18 protein-coding genes are annotated in these 17,501 nt (G+C 73.2%); all 18 read right to left on the reverse strand.

Going from position 1 to position 17,501, the window contains the following annotated elements:
• Positions 1 to 30 precede the first annotated feature (30 nt).
• Complete coding sequence (hypE, locus tag AACH11_RS09235; protein ID WP_341373923.1) at positions 31 to 1,095, reverse strand: hydrogenase expression/formation protein HypE; 1,065 nt, start codon at positions 1,093 to 1,095, stop codon at positions 31 to 33.
• A gap of 11 nt (positions 1,096 to 1,106) precedes the next feature.
• A complete protein-coding gene (gene hypD / locus AACH11_RS09240; RefSeq protein WP_341373924.1) occupies positions 1,107 to 2,360 on the reverse strand; it encodes a hydrogenase formation protein HypD in 1,254 nt (417 codons plus the stop codon).
• A 37-nt stretch (positions 2,361 to 2,397) separates the two neighbouring features.
• Positions 2,398 to 2,697, reverse strand: coding sequence for a HypC/HybG/HupF family hydrogenase formation chaperone (locus tag AACH11_RS09245; RefSeq protein WP_341373925.1), 300 nt, complete (start codon positions 2,695 to 2,697; stop codon positions 2,398 to 2,400).
• 97 nt (positions 2,698 to 2,794) lie between these two features.
• On the reverse strand, positions 2,795 to 5,758 hold the full coding sequence (locus AACH11_RS09250) for a carbamoyltransferase HypF (RefSeq protein ID WP_341373926.1): 2,964 nt from the start codon (positions 5,756 to 5,758) through the stop codon (positions 2,795 to 2,797).
• Between the two features lie 90 nt (positions 5,759 to 5,848).
• Positions 5,849 to 6,952: a hydrogenase nickel incorporation protein HypB gene (gene hypB, locus AACH11_RS09255; protein WP_423228715.1), complete on the reverse strand. Its 1,104-nt coding sequence runs from the start codon at positions 6,950 to 6,952 to the stop codon at positions 5,849 to 5,851.
• A gap of 15 nt (positions 6,953 to 6,967) precedes the next feature.
• Positions 6,968 to 7,315, reverse strand: coding sequence for a hydrogenase maturation nickel metallochaperone HypA/HybF (locus AACH11_RS09260; RefSeq protein ID WP_341373928.1), 348 nt, complete (start codon positions 7,313 to 7,315; stop codon positions 6,968 to 6,970).
• The gene (locus tag AACH11_RS09265; protein WP_341373929.1) at positions 7,308 to 8,792 is read right to left on the reverse strand and encodes a hypothetical protein; all 1,485 of its coding nucleotides are present in this window, start codon (positions 8,790 to 8,792) and stop codon (positions 7,308 to 7,310) included. The genes AACH11_RS09260 and AACH11_RS09265 overlap by 8 nt, the downstream gene beginning before the upstream one ends.
• Positions 8,793 to 8,873: 81 nt before the next feature.
• Positions 8,874 to 9,764, reverse strand: coding sequence for a [NiFe]-hydrogenase assembly chaperone HybE (hybE, locus tag AACH11_RS09270; protein ID WP_341373930.1), 891 nt, complete (start codon positions 9,762 to 9,764; stop codon positions 8,874 to 8,876).
• Positions 9,765 to 9,833: 69 nt separating this feature from the next.
• A complete protein-coding gene (locus tag AACH11_RS09275; protein WP_341373931.1) occupies positions 9,834 to 10,055 on the reverse strand; it encodes a rubredoxin in 222 nt (73 codons plus the stop codon).
• 54 nt (positions 10,056 to 10,109) lie between these two features.
• Positions 10,110 to 10,985 (reverse strand): hydrogenase expression/formation protein, encoded by an 876-nt coding sequence (locus AACH11_RS09280; RefSeq protein ID WP_341373932.1) that lies wholly within the window; start codon positions 10,983 to 10,985, stop codon positions 10,110 to 10,112.
• A gap of 44 nt (positions 10,986 to 11,029) precedes the next feature.
• Entirely contained in the window at positions 11,030 to 11,524 is a 495-nt protein-coding gene (locus tag AACH11_RS09285; RefSeq protein ID WP_341373933.1) for a thioredoxin domain-containing protein, read from the reverse strand.
• Positions 11,525 to 11,612: 88 nt separating this feature from the next.
• Positions 11,613 to 11,963 carry a HypC/HybG/HupF family hydrogenase formation chaperone gene (locus tag AACH11_RS09290; protein WP_341373934.1) on the reverse strand — a complete coding sequence of 117 codons (351 nt, stop codon included), beginning with the start codon at positions 11,961 to 11,963 and terminating at the stop codon, positions 11,613 to 11,615.
• A gap of 5 nt (positions 11,964 to 11,968) precedes the next feature.
• Complete coding sequence (locus AACH11_RS09295; protein WP_341373935.1) at positions 11,969 to 12,709, reverse strand: HyaD/HybD family hydrogenase maturation endopeptidase; 741 nt, start codon at positions 12,707 to 12,709, stop codon at positions 11,969 to 11,971.
• A 139-nt stretch (positions 12,710 to 12,848) separates the two neighbouring features.
• A complete protein-coding gene (locus AACH11_RS09300; RefSeq protein WP_341373936.1) occupies positions 12,849 to 13,253 on the reverse strand; it encodes a HigA family addiction module antitoxin in 405 nt (134 codons plus the stop codon).
• A gap of 10 nt (positions 13,254 to 13,263) precedes the next feature.
• On the reverse strand, positions 13,264 to 13,995 hold the full coding sequence (cybH, locus tag AACH11_RS09305) for a Ni/Fe-hydrogenase, b-type cytochrome subunit (protein WP_341373937.1): 732 nt from the start codon (positions 13,993 to 13,995) through the stop codon (positions 13,264 to 13,266).
• Between the two features lie 72 nt (positions 13,996 to 14,067).
• Complete coding sequence (locus AACH11_RS09310) at positions 14,068 to 14,250, reverse strand: hypothetical protein (protein WP_341373938.1); 183 nt, start codon at positions 14,248 to 14,250, stop codon at positions 14,068 to 14,070.
• Between the two features lie 106 nt (positions 14,251 to 14,356).
• Positions 14,357 to 16,216, reverse strand: a complete 1,860-nt coding sequence (locus AACH11_RS09315) for a nickel-dependent hydrogenase large subunit (RefSeq protein WP_341373939.1) — start codon at positions 16,214 to 16,216, stop codon at positions 14,357 to 14,359.
• A 54-nt stretch (positions 16,217 to 16,270) separates the two neighbouring features.
• Positions 16,271 to 17,371, reverse strand: coding sequence for a hydrogenase small subunit (locus tag AACH11_RS09320; protein WP_341373940.1), 1,101 nt, complete (start codon positions 17,369 to 17,371; stop codon positions 16,271 to 16,273).
• Between the last annotated feature and the right edge of the window lie 130 nt (positions 17,372 to 17,501).

Here is a 17,501-nt window from a genome sequence, read left to right on the forward strand (position 1 = left end):
GGGGCCGCGCTGCCGCAGGGTCCGCGCGGCTCAGCAGATCCGCGGCAGCGGTTCGCCGCTGAGCCAGTCGACCACGCGCTGACCACCGAAGCGCGTGGTCATCGTGACGAAGTGGTGCTCGTCGGCGCGCACGCGGCCGATGCGCGCGGCGGCCGTGCCCAGCGGGTCGGCGCGCAGCGCGGCCAGCGCCGCGTCGGCGTGCTCGGCCGCGACGATGGCGACCAGCTTGCCCTCGTTGGCGATGTAGAGCGGGTCCAGTCCGAGCAGCTCGCAGGCGGCCTCGACCTGGGGCGCGATCGGCAGCGCCGCCTCGTCGAGCGCGATGCCCACGCGCGACTGGCGTGCGATCTCGTTGAGCGTGGTGCCCAGGCCGCCACGCGTGGGGTCGCGCAGCGTGCGCACCGCACCCTCGGGCACGGCGGCCAGCAGCCGCGCGACCAGGCCGTGCAGCGCCGCGCTGTCGCTGCGCACCTCGGTGTCGAAGCCCAGGGATTCGCGCTGCGACAGCACGGCCACGCCGTGGTCGCCCAGCGTGCCCGAGACCAGCACCACGTCGCCCGGCCGCGCCCGGGCACCACCGATCTCGCGGCCCGGTGGCAGCGCGCCGATGCCGGTGGTGCTGATGTAGACGCCGTCGCCGTGGCCCTGCTCGACGACCTTGGTGTCGCCGGTGACGATGGCCACGCCGGCCGCCCGTGCGGCGGCCGCCATCGACTGCACGATGCGCTGCAGATCGGCCAGCGGGAAGCCTTCCTCCAGGATGAAGCTGGCCGACAACCACAGGGGCACCGCCCCCATCACCGCCACGTCGTTGACCGTGCCGTGCACGGCCAGGCTGCCGATGTCGCCGCCGGGAAAGAACAGTGGCGAGATCACGTGCGCATCGGTGGCCATCACCAGGCGGTGGCCGGCGGCCGGCGCGGGCAGAGCCAGCACGGCACCGTCGTTGCCTTCGCGCAGGGCGGGGTTGTCGAAGGCGCGGGCGAAGACCTCCTCGATCAGCTGCAGGCCGGCGCGGCCGCCGGCGCCGTGGTTCATGTCGATGCGGCCGTGCTTGAGGTCCAGCGGGCGGATGTAGTCGGGCTTGACGGGCATGACGGTCGACTTCAGGTGACGGAGGGGCGGGCGTTGGTGGCCGTGGTGGCCGTGGTGGCCGTGGCGCCCGTGGTGGGCGCCGGCCGCGTCGGCTCGGCGCGGATCGGGATGTCGCGGAAACGGCCGTAGGTGTAGTGGGCGGCGCAGGCGCCCTCGCTGGAGACCATGCAGCTGCCCATCGGGCTGTCGGGCGTGCAGACGTTGCCGAACAGCGTGCAGTCGGTGGGCTGGCGCACGCCGCGCAGGATGGCACCGCACTCGCACTTGGGGTGGTCGGCCACCGGGCGGTAGTGCAGCTCGAAACGGCGCTCGGCATCGAAGGCGGCGTAGCGCTCGCGGATGCGCAGTGCGCTGTTGGCCACCTCACCCAGGCCGCGCCATTCGAAGTGTTCGCGGTGCTCGAAGACCTCGGCCACCACCGCCTGCGCGGCGGCATTGCCCTCGCGCGTGACGGCGCGGGTGAACTCGTTCTCGACCACGGCGCGGCCGCTGTTGACCTGGCGCACCAGCATCAGGATGGCCTGCATCACGTCCAGCGGCTCGAAGCCGGCGATCACCACCGGCTTGTGGCGCTCGATGGCGAAGGGCTCGTAGGGCGCCGAGCCGATGACGATCGAGACATGGGCCGGGCCGACGAAGCCGTCCAGCGGCACGGTGGCCAGGCCGGCCTCGCCCGCCAGACGCGCGGCCTCAGGGGCCGACAGGATGTGGTCGACCGCGGCCGGCGTCAGCACATGGCAGCACAGCACGCTGAAGTTGCGCAGGCCGAGCGCCTCGGCCTGGCGGATGGCGAGCGCCGTCGGCGGCGTGGTGGTCTCGAAGCCGATGGCGAAGAACACCACCTCGCGCTGCGGGTTGTCGCGCGCCAGCGCCACCGCGTCGGCGGCCGACCAGACCATGCGGATGTCGGCGCCGCGGGCCTTGGCCTTCATCAGGCTCAGGCGCTCGGGCGAGCCCGGCGCAGGCGAGGCCGGCACGCGCATCGTGTCGCCATAGGTGGCGACGATGGCGCCGCGGTCGAGCGCCAGACCGATGGCCTGGTCGATGCGGCCGATCGGCAGCACGCAGACCGGACAGCCCGGGCCGTGGATCATCCTCACGTTGGGCGGCAGCAGCTCGATCACGCCATAACGGGCGATCGCATGGGTGTGGCCGCCGCAGAACTCCATGAAACGGTAGTCGCGCTGCGGGTCGGCCTCGGCCTGGATGCGATCGGCGATCTGGCGGGCGAGCGCGCCGTCGCGGAATTCGTCGACGTACTTCATCGGCGGGGTCTCCTGGGTGGGGTCTGCGGCGGGCGGATCAGCGTGCCGCGGTGTCGGTGGCCGTGGCGGTCGACGTGGCCGCGGAGGCCGCCGTGACCGGCCCGGCCTCGGCCGGCGACTCGCCCGCGCCCAGCTCGGCGAACAGCGCCAGCGTGCGGGCGGCCTCTTCGGCGTCGATCTCGCCGATGGCATGGCCGACGTGGACGATGACGTAGCTGTCGACCGCGGCCTGCGGCGTCAGTGCGACGCTGATGGTCTTGCGCACGCCGCCGAGCTCGACGACGGCCTGGGCCTCGGGCAGCAGCTGCACGATGCGGGCGGGAAGGGCGAGGCACATGGGGCGGACTTTCGATCGGAAGAAGGACGGAAGGGGCGAGGTGACGGTGGCGGGCGGGTGCTCGGGCCTGCGCTCGGACGGGTGTTCCGGTGGGCGTTCAGACAGGCCTTGCGCCGGGCATCCAGCGCGGTGCTGCCGAGGTGGGCGAGGGGGCAGAGGGGGCCGAGAGGGTGGCGCCGTCTGGATGGACCGGGGCGACCGGCGAGGCGGCGGACGGGTCCGCGCGGCCGGCGGCCAGCCGGGCGAGGGCGACCGCGGCCTGGCCGAGGCTCAGGCCACCGTCGCCGCAGGGCAGGGCACGGGCCTCCAGCAGGCGCAGGGCGGGGCGGCCGCGGTCCGGGCCGAGGGCCTGCAGGCCCTGCAGCAGATGGCGCCGCAGCAGGCGGTTGATCAGGCAGCCGCCGCCCAGCACGACGGTGTGCAGGCCGCGGGCGCGGGCATGGTGGTCGACCCAGGCGGCCAGCGCGTGGCCGAGGTCGGCGTGGAAGCGGGCGGCCTGGATGCTCATGTCGGCGGTCAGGTCGGCACCCAGGTCCGTGCTCGGCTCGGCGCGGGCGTTCAGTTCGGTGGTCAGCCCCGCGGCCGCGCCCGCGCCAGATCGCGCGGGCGCTGACGACGGGACGGGCCGCGTCACGGGCGGGCTCGCCGGTCGCAGCGCACCCCGGTCCCCGATGCGCGCCAGCGCGGCCTCGACCAGTGGCGCCCACAGCGCCTGCGGCCGCAGGCGGCCCTGCGCATCGAGCCAGTCGGCAGCCTGCAGCGCCAGGCCGGTGTCCGATGATGGCGGCCCGGCCGGTCGTGCACCGCAGGTCGCGGGTGAGGCACGCGCCGCGCAGGCCTCCAGCCGCATCGCGGCATCGGCCTCGTGCTGCTGCACGTCGCAGATGCCGAGCAGGGCGGCGGCCGCATCGAACAGGCGCCCGGCGCTGCTGCTGTGGGCCAGGTGGTCGGCGCCGCGCGCCAGCAGGCCGGCCAGGGCGGTGGCCTGGGGCTGGTCCGGCCACAGTCGGGCGATCTGCGCGCCCTGGCTGCTGGCCTGCAGCAATGCGGCACCCAGGCGCCAGGGTTCGCGCGCGGCACGGTCGCCGCCGGGCAGCGGCAGCGGCGGCAGATGATCGATGCGGCGGAAGCCGCCGCAGGCGTCGAGGGCCAGCAGTTCGCCGCCCCAGGCGTCATGCCGGGTGTCGCGCCGGGTGTCGTACCGGACCTTGGACGTCGGACGTGGGGTACGGGCTTCGGCAGGCGCCTGAGTCTTGCCGTTGTGGTCAGTCTCCGGGCCAAGGTGCCCGCTTGTCTCCAGCGCGGCCGCGGTCTGGCCGTCGCCCAGGCCGTGGCCGTCCAGCACCAGGGCCAGGGCGGGTCCGCACCATCCGTGCTCGGCCAGCACGGCGGCCGCATGGGCATGGTGGTGCTGCACCGGGTGCAGCGGCAGATCGTCCTCGGCCGCCCAGTGCGCGGCCTGGCGGCTGGCGGCAGCGTCCGGATGCAGGTCGTGCGCGATGTGGCGCGGCCGCACGCCGAGGAAATCGGCCAGCCGGGCGGCAGCCTCGCGGTGCGCCTGGCGTGCGGCCGGGCTGTCCAGATCACCCAGATGAGGCGACACGAATGCCTCGGCGCCGCGGGTGATGCAGACGGTGCTCTTGAGGTGCGCGCCAGCGGCGAGCACCGGCGGCAGGCCGGCCCAGGCGGCGGGCAGCGGGATCGGCTCGGGCACGTGGCCACGGGCGCGGCGGATGAAGGGGGCGAACAGCGGGGCGCTGTTCGCGGTGCCTCCCGCGGTGCCCTCCGTGGTGCCTTCCGCGTTGCCTTCCGTGGTGCCTTCCGTGGTGCCGGGGCTTGCGGTCGCCGGCTCGCCCGGCATCGGCCGGCGCACGCTGTCGTCGAGTCGGCCGAGGATGGCGCGGTCGTGCACCAGCAGCGCGTCGGCCAGGCCGCGGCCCAGGCGGCTGACGGCCTCGTCCTCGTCGATGACCAGCGGCTCGCCGCCCGGGTTCGCGCTGGTGACCACCAGCAGCGCGGGCGAGGCGGCCGCGCGCCAGCCGGCATCGGCGGGGCTGCCGTCGAGCGCGTGCAGCAGCAGCCCGTGCAGTGGCGTGGCCGGCAGCATCAGGCCCCATTCGTCGAGACCGGGCGCGATCAGGCCGTGGCTGTCGGGCAGCGCACGCGCGACATCGGGGCGGCAGGGCAGCAGCAGGATGGGCCGCGCCGGGCTCGCCAGCAGGGCCGCTGTGGCGTCATCGACCTGCAGCCACTGCCGCGCACTCTCGACGTTGGCCGCCATCAGCGCGAAGGGCTTGCCGGCGCGCTGCTTGGCCAGACGCAGGCGCTGCAGCGGCGCGGCCTGGCGGGCATCGCAGACCAGCTGGTAGCCGCCCGCGCCCTTGACCGCCAGCACCTGACCGGCGCGCAGGCGGCGTGCGGCCTCGACCAGCACATCGTCGGCGGGCAGCGGCCGGCCGTCGGGATCGCGCAAGGCCAGCCGTGGGCCGCAGTGCGGACAGGCCAGCGGCTGGGCATGGTGGCGGCGGTCGGCCGGATCGGCGTACTCGCGGGCGCAGTCGGCGCACAGCGCGTAGCCGGCCAGGCTGGTGTGGGCGCGGTCGTAGGGCAGGCGTGCGGTCACGCTCCAGCGCGGGCCGCACTGGGTGCAGTTGATGAAGGGATGGCGCCAGCGGCGGGCAGCGGGGTCGAACAGCTCGTCCAGGCAGTCGTCGCAAGGGGCGGTGTCGGGCGGCAGCGTGGTGTGGATGTCGCCGTCCGCCTGGCTGGTGCGCAGCACGAAGCCCGTGGCTGTCAGCTCCTCGTCGGGCGGGCAGGTCCGCCGCTCCTGGCTGCGGATGCGGGCCAGCGGGGGCGGGGCGTCCCGCAGGGCCTGCCACAGCGCCTGCAGCGCGGCCGGCGGGCCCTGCAGCTCGGCCTCCAGGCCCTCACCGTCGTTGCGCGCCCAGCCGTCCAGGCCCAGCCGTGCGGCCTGGCGCGCCAGCCATGGACGCATGCCCACGCCCTGCACCGCGCCGTGCAGGCGCAGGTGCCAACGTTCGGTCTCAGGTGTCGTGGGCATGGGCGGTGGGCGGGGTGGAAGGGAGCCGTGCGGACCGGCGTGCGGGCGGATGGGGCGTGTGGCGTGGCGGGACGGGACAGGGCCTGGGCCTCAGGCTGCGGCGTCCTGCAGCAGCCAGTCCAGCCAGGCGTCCATGCCGGTGCCGGTGCGTGCCGACACCAGCAGCACCTCGATCGACGGGTTCACGCGCTGTGCATACGCGATGCAGGCGGCCACGTCGAAGTCCAGGTGCGGCAGCAGGTCGACCTTGTTGAGCACCATCAGCCGGGCGGCCGCGAACATGTCCGGGTACTTCAGGGGCTTGTCCTCGCCTTCGGTCACCGAGAGGATGGCGATCTTGGCCCGCTCGCCCAGATCCCACATCGCCGGGCAGACCAGGTTGCCGACGTTCTCGATGAACAGCAGCGGGCCGGCGGTGGGCGGTGCTTCGGCGTCGGCGTCGGTGTCGGCGGTGGCGTCGGCGTCGGCCGTCCGGGCTGCGTCGGGGGTGTGGCCGTGGCCGTGCCCGTGCGTGTGCCACGGCAGGTGGGCGAAGGCGTCGGCGACCATGCGGGCGTCGAGGTGGCAGCCCTTGCCGGTGTTGACCTGGATCGCCGGGGCGCCGGTGGCGCGGATGCGGTCGGCGTCGTGGCTGGTCTGCTGGTCGCCCTCGATCACGCCGACGGTGCGTCCGGGGTCCCGCGCACGCAGGGCGTGGATGGTCGCGCACAGCAGCGTGGTCTTGCCCGAGCCGGGGCTGGAGACCAGGTTCCAGGCCTGCACGCCGTGCTGGGCGAAGTGCGCACGGTTGGCGGCGGCCAGCGCGTTGTTGGCGCCCAGCACGTCGGCTTCCAGGCGGATCGCGCGCGCCTGGCTCATGCCGGGCACCGAGACGCGGGCGCTGCCGGCGCCGTAGTGCAGATCGCCGGTGCGTGGGTCGATGGCGACGGCCGCTTCGTCCACGCTCACCGCGGACGGTGCGCTGGCCGTACGCTGCGGGTGCGCAGGGGCCGGGTCGTGCCCTGCGGCAGGCACGTGCCGGTGAGGCTCGTGGTGGTGGGCGTGGTGGTCGTGATGATGGTGCCCGTGAGGGTGCTCGGCGTCATGGCCATGCGCATGGGCTTGGGGATGGGGATGGGGATGGGGATGGGCATGCCCGTGCCCGTGGCCCTCGATCGTCGCGCCGGTGCCGGCGCAGCCGCAGACGACACACATGTCGTGCTCCTCGTTTCAGTCGTCATGGACCAGCAGCTCGACGACACGCAGTTCGGTGCCGCCGGTGGGCTGGATCTGGTGGCCGCCGCAGTCCGGACAGGCGGCGATGCGGTCGGTGATGGTGATGGCATGGCTGCAACGCAGGCACCAGGCCGGCGCGGGCGGCTCGTCGATGACGATCTCGGCGCCGTCCAGGCAGGTGCCGGGCATCAGGCTGTCGAGCGCGAAGCGCAGCGCGCGCACCTCGACATTGGACAGTGCGCCGGCCTCCAGCCGCAGCCGCTGCACGCGCACGAAGCCCTCGCGGCGGGCGGTGTCCTCGACCAGCTGCAGCACGCCGCCGGCCAGGCTGAGCTCATGCATGGCGGATCTCCTCGGATGTCGGGTCAGCGGTGGGGGGGCCGGCCGCGGGGTCGATGGTGCAGGGCATGCAGGGATCGTAGGCAAAGGCGAGCCCCTGCGCGCCACGTGCGCCTTCGGCCGAGGCGGGCAGCTCACACAGGGCCTGGGCCAGCGTGCCCCGCGGGTGGAAGTTCCATTCGGTCGGCGCCAGCACCTGGGCTTCGGCCAGATGCCGGCCGCCGCTGCCGGCCGCCAGCCGCAGCCGGTGCAGCAGCAGACCGCGGGCGGTCTCGACCCAGGCCAGGCCGGCGCCGTCGTCGAGCTGCACGGCGCCACAGGCCAGCCGTGCGGCGCCGAAGGCGGCAGGCGCACTGCCGATGGGGTCCTCATGTCCAGAGTTTGCTCCGGTGTGGGCCACCGGGGGCGCGGAGGGGGCGCTGCCCAGGTGGATGTCGGGCTGCAGCAGCTGCAGCAGATCGACCAGACGCGCCAGCAGCCGGCTGCCGGCCTCGGCCATGCGGTGGCGGCGCGGTGCGTGGTGGCGGCTCCAGGGGCCGGTGTCGGGCACGGTCTGCTGCCACTGGGGCCTGCGGGTCCAGCCCGGGGTGGCCAGATCGCGGCCCAGGCGTTCGAAGGCCAGGCGGCCGTGGTCCAGCAGGTCCAGCGGGCGGTGAGGCGTGGCCAGGCGCGAGAGCGCGGGCCACAGCGCTGTCAGCCAGCGCGCCAGCGGCGTGTCCGCACACGACAACTGCGCGGCCAGCGCCGGCCCGCCCCCGTCATCCCAGGCGGCCAGCCAGTCGGCACTGCGGCCGCCGCACCAATGGGCGTCGACCCAGGCGGCGGCTTCGGCCCGGCGCGCCTGGCAGCTGCCGACATCGGCCCCTTCGGCCAGCGGATGCAGCCAGGGGCTGCCGTGCAGACTGCGCGTCAGCTCGGCGGCCGCCGGGCCGCCGCCGAGCCGGGCGGGGCCGTCATGGGCCAGGCGCAGTGCCTGCTCGCGGGCGGTGCTCCAGGTCAGGTGCTGACGGGCCAGGGCGTCGGGGCGCCAGACGTGGCGGCGTGGGTCCACCGCTGGCAGGCCGGCGGGGAGGCGCGCGATCGCATGGCCTGCCGGCCGGTCCCCGTCGTCCGTGCCGTCCGTGCCGTCCATGCTGCCCATGGCGTCCAGGCCATTCACGTCGTCCTGCAGCCGGTGGTGGATGCCCGCGCGGGCCGCCTGCAACGCCAGTGTCGCAGCCAGTGTGTGAGCACCGCTGCACAGGCTGTGCAGGCGGCCGACCAGCGCGGGCCAGTCATCGGCAGGGCGGCCGGCCGCGAGCCGGCTGGCCAGCGCGGGCCGGCCGCCGTGGATCGGCCCCTCGGCGTCGAGGGCGGCCGCCCCGTGTGGTGCCAGCGTGGTGCCCGGCCGCAGGTGCAGGGCGCCGATCAGCGACTGCAGCGTGGCAGACGGTTGTCGTGCCGCAGCGGGCGGGCGCAGGGGCGAGAGCTCAGGGGTCACGGGATGCCGCGGGATGGTTCGTCGGGGGGAGGGGGGCGTCGGAGATCGGGTCCGCGGGGGCGGTGGGCGGGCTTCAGTCCGTCATTCCGACCGGCCGTCCGAGCGGTGCCGTGATGGCCGCGCATCGGTCGTCCCGCGGCCGAACAGGAAGCCGCGCCGGGAGTGCGCCGTCGCTGGAATGGCTGCGCCGGGGACCTGCGACCCGTGCAGCGGCAGCGGCGGCGCCGGCTGGCGCTTCGGCATCGGGGATGGTGGTGCCGTCGGCCGGCCGGCCTCGGTGGGGGGGCGGCGGACCGCCTCGGCCGGCACCGCAGGTCGTCCGTCAGGCGTGCCGACCATCCCTGCATCCTGCGGTGCCTGCCGCATCAGGCGCAGCACCTCGTGGGCGACCGCACAGGCCTGGCCCTGGTCGGTGAACTGCAGCACCGGGCTGAACAGCGAGCACTGCGCGCCGTGGGTGCCGGCGTCCGCCGCCCGACGGCCGGTGTCGCCACGGGCGTCCGGCATCGCGTCCCGGCCGCCCGCCGCGCCGAAGTCGTCGCCCTCGCCGTCCCTGTCACCGATGTCGATGCCGGTCCACGGCAAGGGCTCGACCGCGCCGATGAACTCGGCCTGCAGGCCGCCGCAGTCCAGCACGGCCTTGGCGCCCGGCGCGGGCAGCAGGGCCGCGGCGGTGCCGTCCAGCGGCAGCTGCACCAGGTTCATCGACCAGGGCGTCAGCAGCACGCCGACGGCCATCCAGCCGTGGCCTGCAGCGCCATCCGCCGTACCCTGCGTCCGTTCAGGTCCGCCGTTGGCGGGCACGCGCAGCGGCTGCCAGCCGATGGCCTGCACCTGCAGCGCCGGATTCAGCAGCGGCAGGTCCCGCATCCGCTCACGGGCGATGCGGCGCATCTGCTGCTGCAGCGCCTGGGCGCGTGCGGCGCACAGCGCGATCCGTGCAGCGTCGGGCATCGGCAGGCACAGGGTCATCGCGGTCTCCGGCTCGGTGGGACGGGGCAAGGGCGGATGGGGCGGTCGGCACCGGCACGGCGTTCCGGCTCAGGCCGCGCCGGGCTCCGGCAGCACCATGAACTGCTCGGCATCGCCGTCGCACTGCGGGCAGCGCCAGTGGGCGGGCAGGTCGGTGAAGGCGGTGCCCGGCGGGATCTGCCACTGGGCATCGCCCATGGCCGGGTCATAGACCCACCAGCAGATCTTGCATTCGAGCCGGGCGGTGGCCGGCAGGCGTGCACGGTCACCGAGATAGCTGCCTTCGAACATCAGGGGTGTCCTGTCGGGGAGGATGAGGGGACGGCGCAGGGCGGGGCGTGTGGTTCAGCCCTGGGCGACCCAGGCCAGCACTTCGTCGAAGCGTTCGAGCGTGTCGGCCAGGTCCTCGGCCGCGGCCAGCGCCACCTCGGGCAGCGCGCAGACCTCGACCGAGTTCAGGATCACCGTGTCCTGCGAGTTGTAGTAGACGACGCGCCAGGTGTGGGCGACCTCGGCATTGGTGATGCGGCAGTTGCCGTAGCCGCGCGACAGGATCAGCACGCGGCCGGTGCCCAGCACATGGTCGAGAAAGCCGATGTCGATCGGCGTCAGCGGCAGCAGCGACAGGTTGACGACCTGGGCCGGCTGGCCGGCACGCCACTGCTGGCGGTGGTCCTCCAGCTCGGTGAGCACCGGCAGCGCGTTCATCACGCCGGCAGGGGCGGCCAGCAGGTCGGGGCGCGGGCGGCCGGCGTCCTCGCGGGCGGCGCGGCCCAGCACCTCGGGCGCGGCACCGACCTCGATGCGGTCACGCACGCGGCCGTCGGCCAGCACCTCGATCACGCGCCAGATGCCGGCGAACACCGACTCCTGGATCTGCGCCTGGGCCTGGCCATGGTCCTCGCGCGGCAGCACCTGGGCACTGACCTCGCCCTCGCCCAGCACCTGGTGGATCAGGGCCAGATCGGCGGCGGCCAGGCCGTCGAGCGCCACCGGTGCGGCCGGCTCGCCGGCGACGACACGGGCCAGCGCCGCGCGCACCGCATGCAGTGCCGCCACGGCGCCGTCATGGCCGTGCAGCTCCTCGGGCTCGGGCAGCAGCGGCGCACGGTAGGTGTCCATGCCCTGGGGCAGGCTCAGGTAGTCCAGCTGCTCGTCCTCGGTCTGGCTGCCGGGGCCGGCGGCGACGACGGGGATCGGAAAGGGCTTGAGCGGGATCATCGGTTTCGGCTCCAGGCGCGAACAGGGCGGATCGGCGGATCGGTTCAGTGGCAGGACGGTGCAGCGGCGCCGCTGGCGCCTTCCGCGACGACGGCGATGCCCACGCCCGGCGTGCGGCGGGCCGGCAGGGCCAGGGCCTGGCCGACGCGCACGACGTAGTCGTCCCAGTCCAGCATGCCGGGAATGAGGGTCACATAGCCGCCGTCACGCAGGAACAGCAGCGAGGGCCAGCGGTTGGCGGCGAAGCGCGTGGCCAGCGCGTCCTCGTCGGCGCGGGTGACGACGCCCACGCGCAGCCGGCCCGGATAGGCCTTCTGCAGCTCGGGCAGCACCACGGCCACGTCCAGCACCTCGGGAAAGCGCACCGGATCGCCGTGGAAGAACAGCACCTGGTCGCCGGACTCGGCGCACAGCGCGTCGATCTGGCCGCGGCCGATCCAGCGCGCACCGTGGTGGCTGACCAGGCGGGCGACCAGAGGGGCGGCGCCGGCGGCGGGGTCGATGTCGTCGGGGAAGGGCGGCAGGGTGGGCAGGGTCATGTCGGTGCGGTCAGGTGGCCGGGTGGATGGGCTTCAGGCGCAGCAGGATGAAGGGCAGGGGCAGGGGCAGGGCAGGGTCAGGGCAGGGTCAGGTCCGGCCGCCGGTCAGGCGGGCCAGGTCCTCGGCGCTCCAGGCCGAGGGCAGGGCGAAGCCGGGGTCGGCCGGGGCGCGGGGATCGGTGGCGTCGGAGGCCGGGTTGCCGGCCGGTGGGCCGCCGAGCCCCATCGCCTGCTCGATCAGGTCCAGCGTGGCGTCGACCTCGGCCGCGCGGGTGGCGCTCAGGCGCTCACGTGCGCCTTCCAGGAACACCAGCAGCCAGTCGCCGGGGGCGACCTCGCCGACGAGGGCGGTGTCGACCTCGCGCTGCTGGCCGCGGCCGAGCACCAGGGCATGGCCGGGCCGGGTGCGCAGGACCTGCATGGGAATGCCGATGCACATGAGGATCACCCCGCCGTCGGCATGAAGCGGGCGTCGCCGATGCGGCAGGCCGCCTCGGCCGTCGGACGGCCCCGCTCGTAGACCTCGATGGCCAGCGTGGGCTGGCCGACGGCGTCCGCCTCCTGCGGGGCCTGCTCGCGCGGCACGGGTGCGGCGCCCCAGGCGCGCAGCTCGTCGAGGGCCAGCGCCAGCGCGCGGTCCATCGCCGCGCGCACCACCGGGCGCAGGCTGCCGCCGTAGTCCTCCAGTTGCTCGGGCTGGCAGCCGATCAGCAGCACCTGCTGCGGATAACGGCCGGTCAACTGCGCCAGCGACAGCACCTCCTGGAAGCCGGTCTGGTGCAGGCTCATCTTCTTGGCGCCGAGAAAGCGCGGCACCTCCTCGTCGCGCACCAGCTTCAGCGTGCCGGGTGCCAGGCCGTAGTCGATGGCGTCGAGGATCAGCAGCCGGCGTGCGGCCTGCACATGCTGGATCAGGTACAGGCCCTGGGTGCCGCCGTCGACCAGCCTGACCTGGGGCGGGAAGCGCCAGCCGGCGTCCAGGGCCTCGACGCAGCGCACGCCGAAGCCCTCGTCGGCCCACAGCAGGTTGCCGATGCCCAGCACGATGATCGTTTCGCCGCGGCCGGCATCGGCCTCGGCGCTGCGTGCGGCCAGCAGCGCCTGCTCGGCCGGGCTGGGGCCGTCGCCGCTGGACGGGGTGTCACCGTTGGGGTGACAGGAGGTGACGGGCGTGCTCGGTGTCATGGTGGGGTGGTCGAGCGCAAGCTGCGGGAGGACGAGGGGGCCCGGTGGCGACGGCGTCACCGGGGGGATGCGTCAGGCGCGGCGGCAGGTCGCCGCGAGGCGCTGCGGGCCGGGGCCTGACCGTGGATCTGCGGGGCGCTCAGGCCACCGCGCTGTCGCCCGGGTTCTGGCGTTGGGGACGGCTGGCCGGTGTCGGCGGCAGCCGGCCGTCGGCGGTGGCGCGCGGCGTGGCACGGCGGCGTCGCCAGTCACGCCAGGTCTGGTAGACGTCCCAGTCGGCCTGCAAGGCCAGCCACTGCACCGCCGGCAGGCCGAAGGCCAGCGCGCAGCGGATGGCGGTGTCGGCCGACATCGCGCGCTGGCCGCTGACCAGCTCGTGCATGCGGCGGCGGCTGATGCCCAGCCGGCGGGCGGCCTCGCTCTGCGTCAGCGCCAGCGGCCGCAGGTAGTGCCGCTCCAGGAAGCGGCCCGGATGCGGGGGCAGACGGTGCGGCACGCCGGCGGGCGTCAGCGGCAGGGTGCGGGCGTGGGCGTGGGCAGGCATGGCCGGCCGCTCACTGCTTGAAGGTGCGGTAGCCGCTGACCATCGTGCTGATGATGCTCTGGCGGCCCATGATGTCCTCGCGGATCGCGGCATAGACGTGCAGGGTGACGAAGATCACCATGCCCCACATGCCCAGGCGGTGCCAGGTGTGCACGTCCTGGCTCTGGCCGAACAGCGGGATCACCCAGCCGAACAGGTGATCGGCCCAGGAGCCGGCGCCCAGCCCCTCGCCGTACAGCGCGAAGCCGGTGCAGACCATGAAGATCGAGAACAGGAAGAAGCCACAGAACATCGCCAGCCGGGCCATCGGGTTGTGGCCGACGTACTGGCTGGGCTGCGGGATCAGGAAGGCATACCACTTCAGCATCGTGATCACCTCGCGCCAGTAGGCGGCGGTGAACAGCGGCAGCGTGAACAGCTCGCGCGCATGGTGGTTGCCGACGAAGGCCCAGTAGATGCGGCCCATCAGTCCGACCGCCAGCACGTAGCCGGCGGCGAAATGGGCGAAGCGGATGTAGCCCATCAGGAAATGCGCACTGGCCTCGCCGGGCATCGTCGGCAGCGGCGCGCCGATGAAGTAGCCGGTGACGGCCAGCACCGTGATGGCCAGGGCGTTGACCCAGTGCCACAGGCGCACCGGGGCTTCGTAGACATAGACCGAGCGCGTGCTGCGGCCGTGCGCGATGGCGGACTGGTCGATGCCGGTGGCGGCGGCCAGGTCCTGCGGGGTGGCTTCGGACATCCTCGTCTCCTCATGGGGGTGGCGGCAGGGGGCGGCGTGGCCGCTCACCCCGCGCGCCGTCGGCGCCGGCTTTCAGCGGCGCTTGATCAGCCAGACGGCCGCCACGGCGGCCACCAGCAGGGTGGGCACGATCCAGTCGGCGTGGGGGTGCAGGGCCTCGGCGCCGTGGCCGGGGTGGGCGCTGGCGGCGGTCGCGGCCAGGGCGGCGATCAGGCCGGTGGCGGTGCGGGTCAGGGCGGTGGTGGTGAGGCGCATGGGTGGGCTCTTCAGGTGCGTTGGAAGGGGGGGCGCCGGCGGTCGCGCGGCGGTCGCGGGCGCGCCAGGAGCGTGCCCGAAGCCGCACGGTCGCGCCATGCGCGAATCAGCGTACCTTGACCGTCGTGAGCTCCCGGCCGTCCTCGCTCATCACGTGGGTGGAGCAGGCCAGGCAGGGGTCGAAGGAATGCAGCGTGCGCAGGATCTCGACCGGCTGCTCGGGGTTGACCATCGGCGTGTTCAGCAGCGAGGCCTCGAAGGCGCCGATCTGGCCCTTGTGGTCGCGCGGGCTGCCGTTCCAGGTGGTCGGCACCACGCACTGGTAGTTCTCGATCCTGCCGTCCTTGATCCTGATCCAGTGGCCCAGCATGCCGCGCGGCGCGGCCACCGTGCCCACGCCCTTGGCCTCCTTCGGCCAGGTCGACGGATCCCACTTCTCGACGTTGGCGGTGGCGGTGTCGCCGGCCTTGATGTTGGCGATCAGCGCCTTGTAGTCGTCCAGCATCATCTCGGCGCAGTACTGGCTCTCCAGTGCGCGGGCCAGCGTGCGGCCGATGGTGGTGGGCAGCAGCTGCTTGGCCGTGTACTGGGTCTCCGGCAGGCCGAGGGCCTTGGGGATCGCGCTGTTGATGGCCGCGGCCGAGGACTCGATCTGTTCCTTCACGCGCTGGCAGTGGGCATTGCCCTTGAGCGCGTGGGCATAACCCAGGATGTAGCGCGACAGCGGACCGACCTCGACCGCATGGCCGCGCCAGCGCGGGCTCTTGATCCAGCTGTACTTGGCGCTCTCGTCGACCTGCTCGATCGCGGTACGCGTGCCCTTGAACTTCGGCCCCTCGGGCTTGTAGTGGGGCTCGGTCACGCCGTCCCAGGGGTGCAGGCCCTGGGTCTCGTCGCCGTACTGGTACCAGCTGTGGGTGACGAACTCCTGCACCTGCTCCGGGTCGCGCGGGTCGATCGGGTGGATCTTGTCCCAGTCGCCGTTCAGGATCACGCCGCCGGGCAGCTGGTGGGTCGAGGGGTCGTAGGCCACCTTCTCGTAGGTGCCGTAGTCGGCGACGTTGGTCGCGCTCAGGCCGCCGCCGTAGAGCCAGCCGGCCTGCTTGTAGAGCGTGCCGATGGCCAGCACGTCCGGCACGTAGACGTTGTTGTTGAACTCGATCATCTCGCGGATGCGGGCCTCGACGAAGTTCAGCCGCTCCATCGTGATGGGCGCGCCGACGGCGCCGTCGCCGTCGAGCTTGATCGCGCACGGCATGCCGCCGACGAGGTAGTTCGGGTGCGGGTTCTTGCCACCGAAGATGGTGTGCACCTTCACCCATTCCTTCTGCAGGTCGAGGGCCTCCAGGTAGTGGGTGACGGCCATCAGGTTGGCCTCGGGCGGCAGCACATAGGCCTTGGAGCCCCAGTAGCCGTTCATGAAGGGGCCGAGCTGGCCGCTCTCGACGAACTTCTTCAGCCGGTTCTGGATGTCGCGGAAGTAGCCGGGCGAGCTCAGCGGGTGGCTGGGCGAGACCAGGTGCTGCAGCTCGCTGGTGCGCTTCGGATCGGCCTTGAGCGCCGACACCACGTCGACCCAGTCCAGCGCATGCAGGTGGTAGAAGTGCACCGCGTGGTCATGCACCTGCAGCGTCTTGGCCATCATCTCGCGGATGAGGTGGGCGTTCTTCGGGATGCGGATGCCGAGCGCGTCCTCGACCGCGCGCACGCTGGTCAGCGCGTGGCAGCCGGTGCACACGCCGCAGATGCGCTCGACGAAGGCCCAGGCGTCACGCGGGTCGCGGCCCTTCAGGATGACCTCCAGGCCGCGCCACATGGTGCCGGTGGACACCGCGTTGCGGATCACGTTGTTGGAGTCGACGTTCACCTCGCAGCGCATGTGGCCTTCGATGCGGGTGACGGGGTCGACGACGATGCGGCGGCCGCTGTCGTCGAGCTTGAAGCCTTGGGTATCGATCACGCCCATGGGGATACTTTCAGAGTCGGTGTGCTGGCGTCAGCGCGGGGGTAAACGCCGGGATCAAGCGGTCTCGTGCGGCTGGGTGGTGTCGGCGCGCGGGCTGGCCGCGCGCTTGACGGCGCTGACCGCCGCATGCGCGACCACCGCCGCACCGACCACGCCGGCGGCCGTGCCGCCGACCGTGTCCGCGTTGGCCTCGATGCCGAACTGCTTGATGTTGGTGAGCCGGTCGTAGAACGAGCCCTTGTCCCAGAAGCCGTCCTCCGAGCAGCCGATGCAGCCGTGGCCGGCCTTGATCGGGAAGCTGGTGCCCTCGTTCCACATCACGGTCGAGCAGGCGTTGTAGGTCGTCGGGCCCTTGCAGCCGACCTTGTAGAGGCAGTAGCCCTTGCGCGCGAACTCGTCGTCGAAGGCCTCGACGAACTGGCCGGCGTCGAAGTGCGGCCGGCGGTAGCACTTGTCGTGGATGCGCTGGCTGTAGAACATCTTCGGCCGTCCCTGACGGTCGAGTTCAGGCACCTTGTCGAAGGTCAGCATGTAGGTGATGACGCCGGTCATCACCTCGGCGATCGGCGGGCAGCCCGGCACCTTGATGATGGGCTTGTCGGTGATCACCTTGTGGATCGGCGTGGCCGCCGTCGGGTTGGGCTTGGCCGCCTGCACGCAGCCCCAGGATGCGCAACTGCCCCAGGCGATGACGGCCTTGCAGTCCTTGGCCACGCGCTGGAGCTTCTCGATGAAGGGCTTGCCGGACTGGATGCAGAACATGCCGTCCTCGTTGAGCGGCGGATTGCCCTCGACGGCCAGGATGTAGTTGCCCTTGTACTTGGTGATGATCTCGTCGAGGATGGCCTCGGCCTGGTGGCCGGCGGCGGCCATCAGCGTGTCGTCGTAGTCCAGCGAGATCATCGACAGCACGACGTCCTTGGCCAGCGGATGCGCGCTGCGGATGAACGATTCGCTGCAGCAGGTGCATTCCAGGCCGTGCAGCCACAGCACCGGCGTGCGCGGCTTGGTCTCCATGGCGTGCGCGATCTGCGGCACGAAGGCCGGGCCCAGCCCCAGCGAGGTGGCCGTCAGCGAGCAGTACTTCATGAAGCTGCGACGCGAGATGCCCTGTCGGCGCATCACCTCGTAGAACGTTTCCAGCTGGGTCCCCATGGGCCTGACTCCTCGGATCGATGTGTGGTCTGACATCGACCGCCCGGTGCCCGCTGTCGGCGGATGCGGCGGCCGTGTGACCTGACCGATCTCAAGTCGCGTGCCTGCCGGGGGTGGAGGGTGGGTTTCC

The sequence above is a fragment of the Pseudaquabacterium rugosum genome (assembly GCF_038066575.1).
In the GTDB taxonomy this organism is placed as follows: Bacteria; Pseudomonadota; Gammaproteobacteria; order Burkholderiales; family Burkholderiaceae_C; genus Pseudaquabacterium; species Pseudaquabacterium rugosum.

Excerpts from the sequence above, each read along its gene's own strand:
- hypB (WP_423228715.1), bottom strand. The coding sequence starts at position 6,952 with ATGTGTGTCGTCTGCGGCTGCGCCGGCACCGGCGCGACGATCGAGGGC.
- AACH11_RS09310 (WP_341373938.1), bottom strand. The coding sequence starts at position 14,250 with ATGCGCCTCACCACCACCGCCCTGACCCGCACCGCCACCGGCCTGATC.
- hybE (WP_341373930.1), bottom strand. The coding sequence starts at position 9,764 with ATGACCCTGTGCCTGCCGATGCCCGACGCTGCACGGATCGCGCTGTGC.
- cybH (WP_341373937.1), bottom strand. The coding sequence starts at position 13,995 with ATGTCCGAAGCCACCCCGCAGGACCTGGCCGCCGCCACCGGCATCGAC.
- AACH11_RS09275 (WP_341373931.1), bottom strand. The coding sequence starts at position 10,055 with ATGTTCGAAGGCAGCTATCTCGGTGACCGTGCACGCCTGCCGGCCACC.
- AACH11_RS09250 (WP_341373926.1), bottom strand. The coding sequence starts at position 5,758 with ATGCCCACGACACCTGAGACCGAACGTTGGCACCTGCGCCTGCACGGC.
- hypE (WP_341373923.1), bottom strand. The coding sequence starts at position 1,095 with ATGCCCGTCAAGCCCGACTACATCCGCCCGCTGGACCTCAAGCACGGC.
- hypD (WP_341373924.1), bottom strand. The coding sequence starts at position 2,360 with ATGAAGTACGTCGACGAATTCCGCGACGGCGCGCTCGCCCGCCAGATC.
- AACH11_RS09245 (WP_341373925.1), bottom strand. The coding sequence starts at position 2,697 with ATGTGCCTCGCCCTTCCCGCCCGCATCGTGCAGCTGCTGCCCGAGGCC.
- AACH11_RS09295 (WP_341373935.1), bottom strand. The coding sequence starts at position 12,709 with ATGACACCGAGCACGCCCGTCACCTCCTGTCACCCCAACGGTGACACC.
- AACH11_RS09280 (WP_341373932.1), bottom strand. The coding sequence starts at position 10,985 with ATGATCCCGCTCAAGCCCTTTCCGATCCCCGTCGTCGCCGCCGGCCCC.
- AACH11_RS09260 (WP_341373928.1), bottom strand. The coding sequence starts at position 7,315 with ATGCATGAGCTCAGCCTGGCCGGCGGCGTGCTGCAGCTGGTCGAGGAC.
- AACH11_RS09300 (WP_341373936.1), bottom strand. The coding sequence starts at position 13,253 with ATGCCTGCCCACGCCCACGCCCGCACCCTGCCGCTGACGCCCGCCGGC.
- AACH11_RS09290 (WP_341373934.1), bottom strand. The coding sequence starts at position 11,963 with ATGTGCATCGGCATTCCCATGCAGGTCCTGCGCACCCGGCCCGGCCAT.
- AACH11_RS09320 (WP_341373940.1), bottom strand. The coding sequence starts at position 17,371 with ATGGGGACCCAGCTGGAAACGTTCTACGAGGTGATGCGCCGACAGGGC.
- AACH11_RS09315 (WP_341373939.1), bottom strand. The coding sequence starts at position 16,216 with ATGGGCGTGATCGATACCCAAGGCTTCAAGCTCGACGACAGCGGCCGC.
- AACH11_RS09285 (WP_341373933.1), bottom strand. The coding sequence starts at position 11,524 with ATGACCCTGCCCACCCTGCCGCCCTTCCCCGACGACATCGACCCCGCC.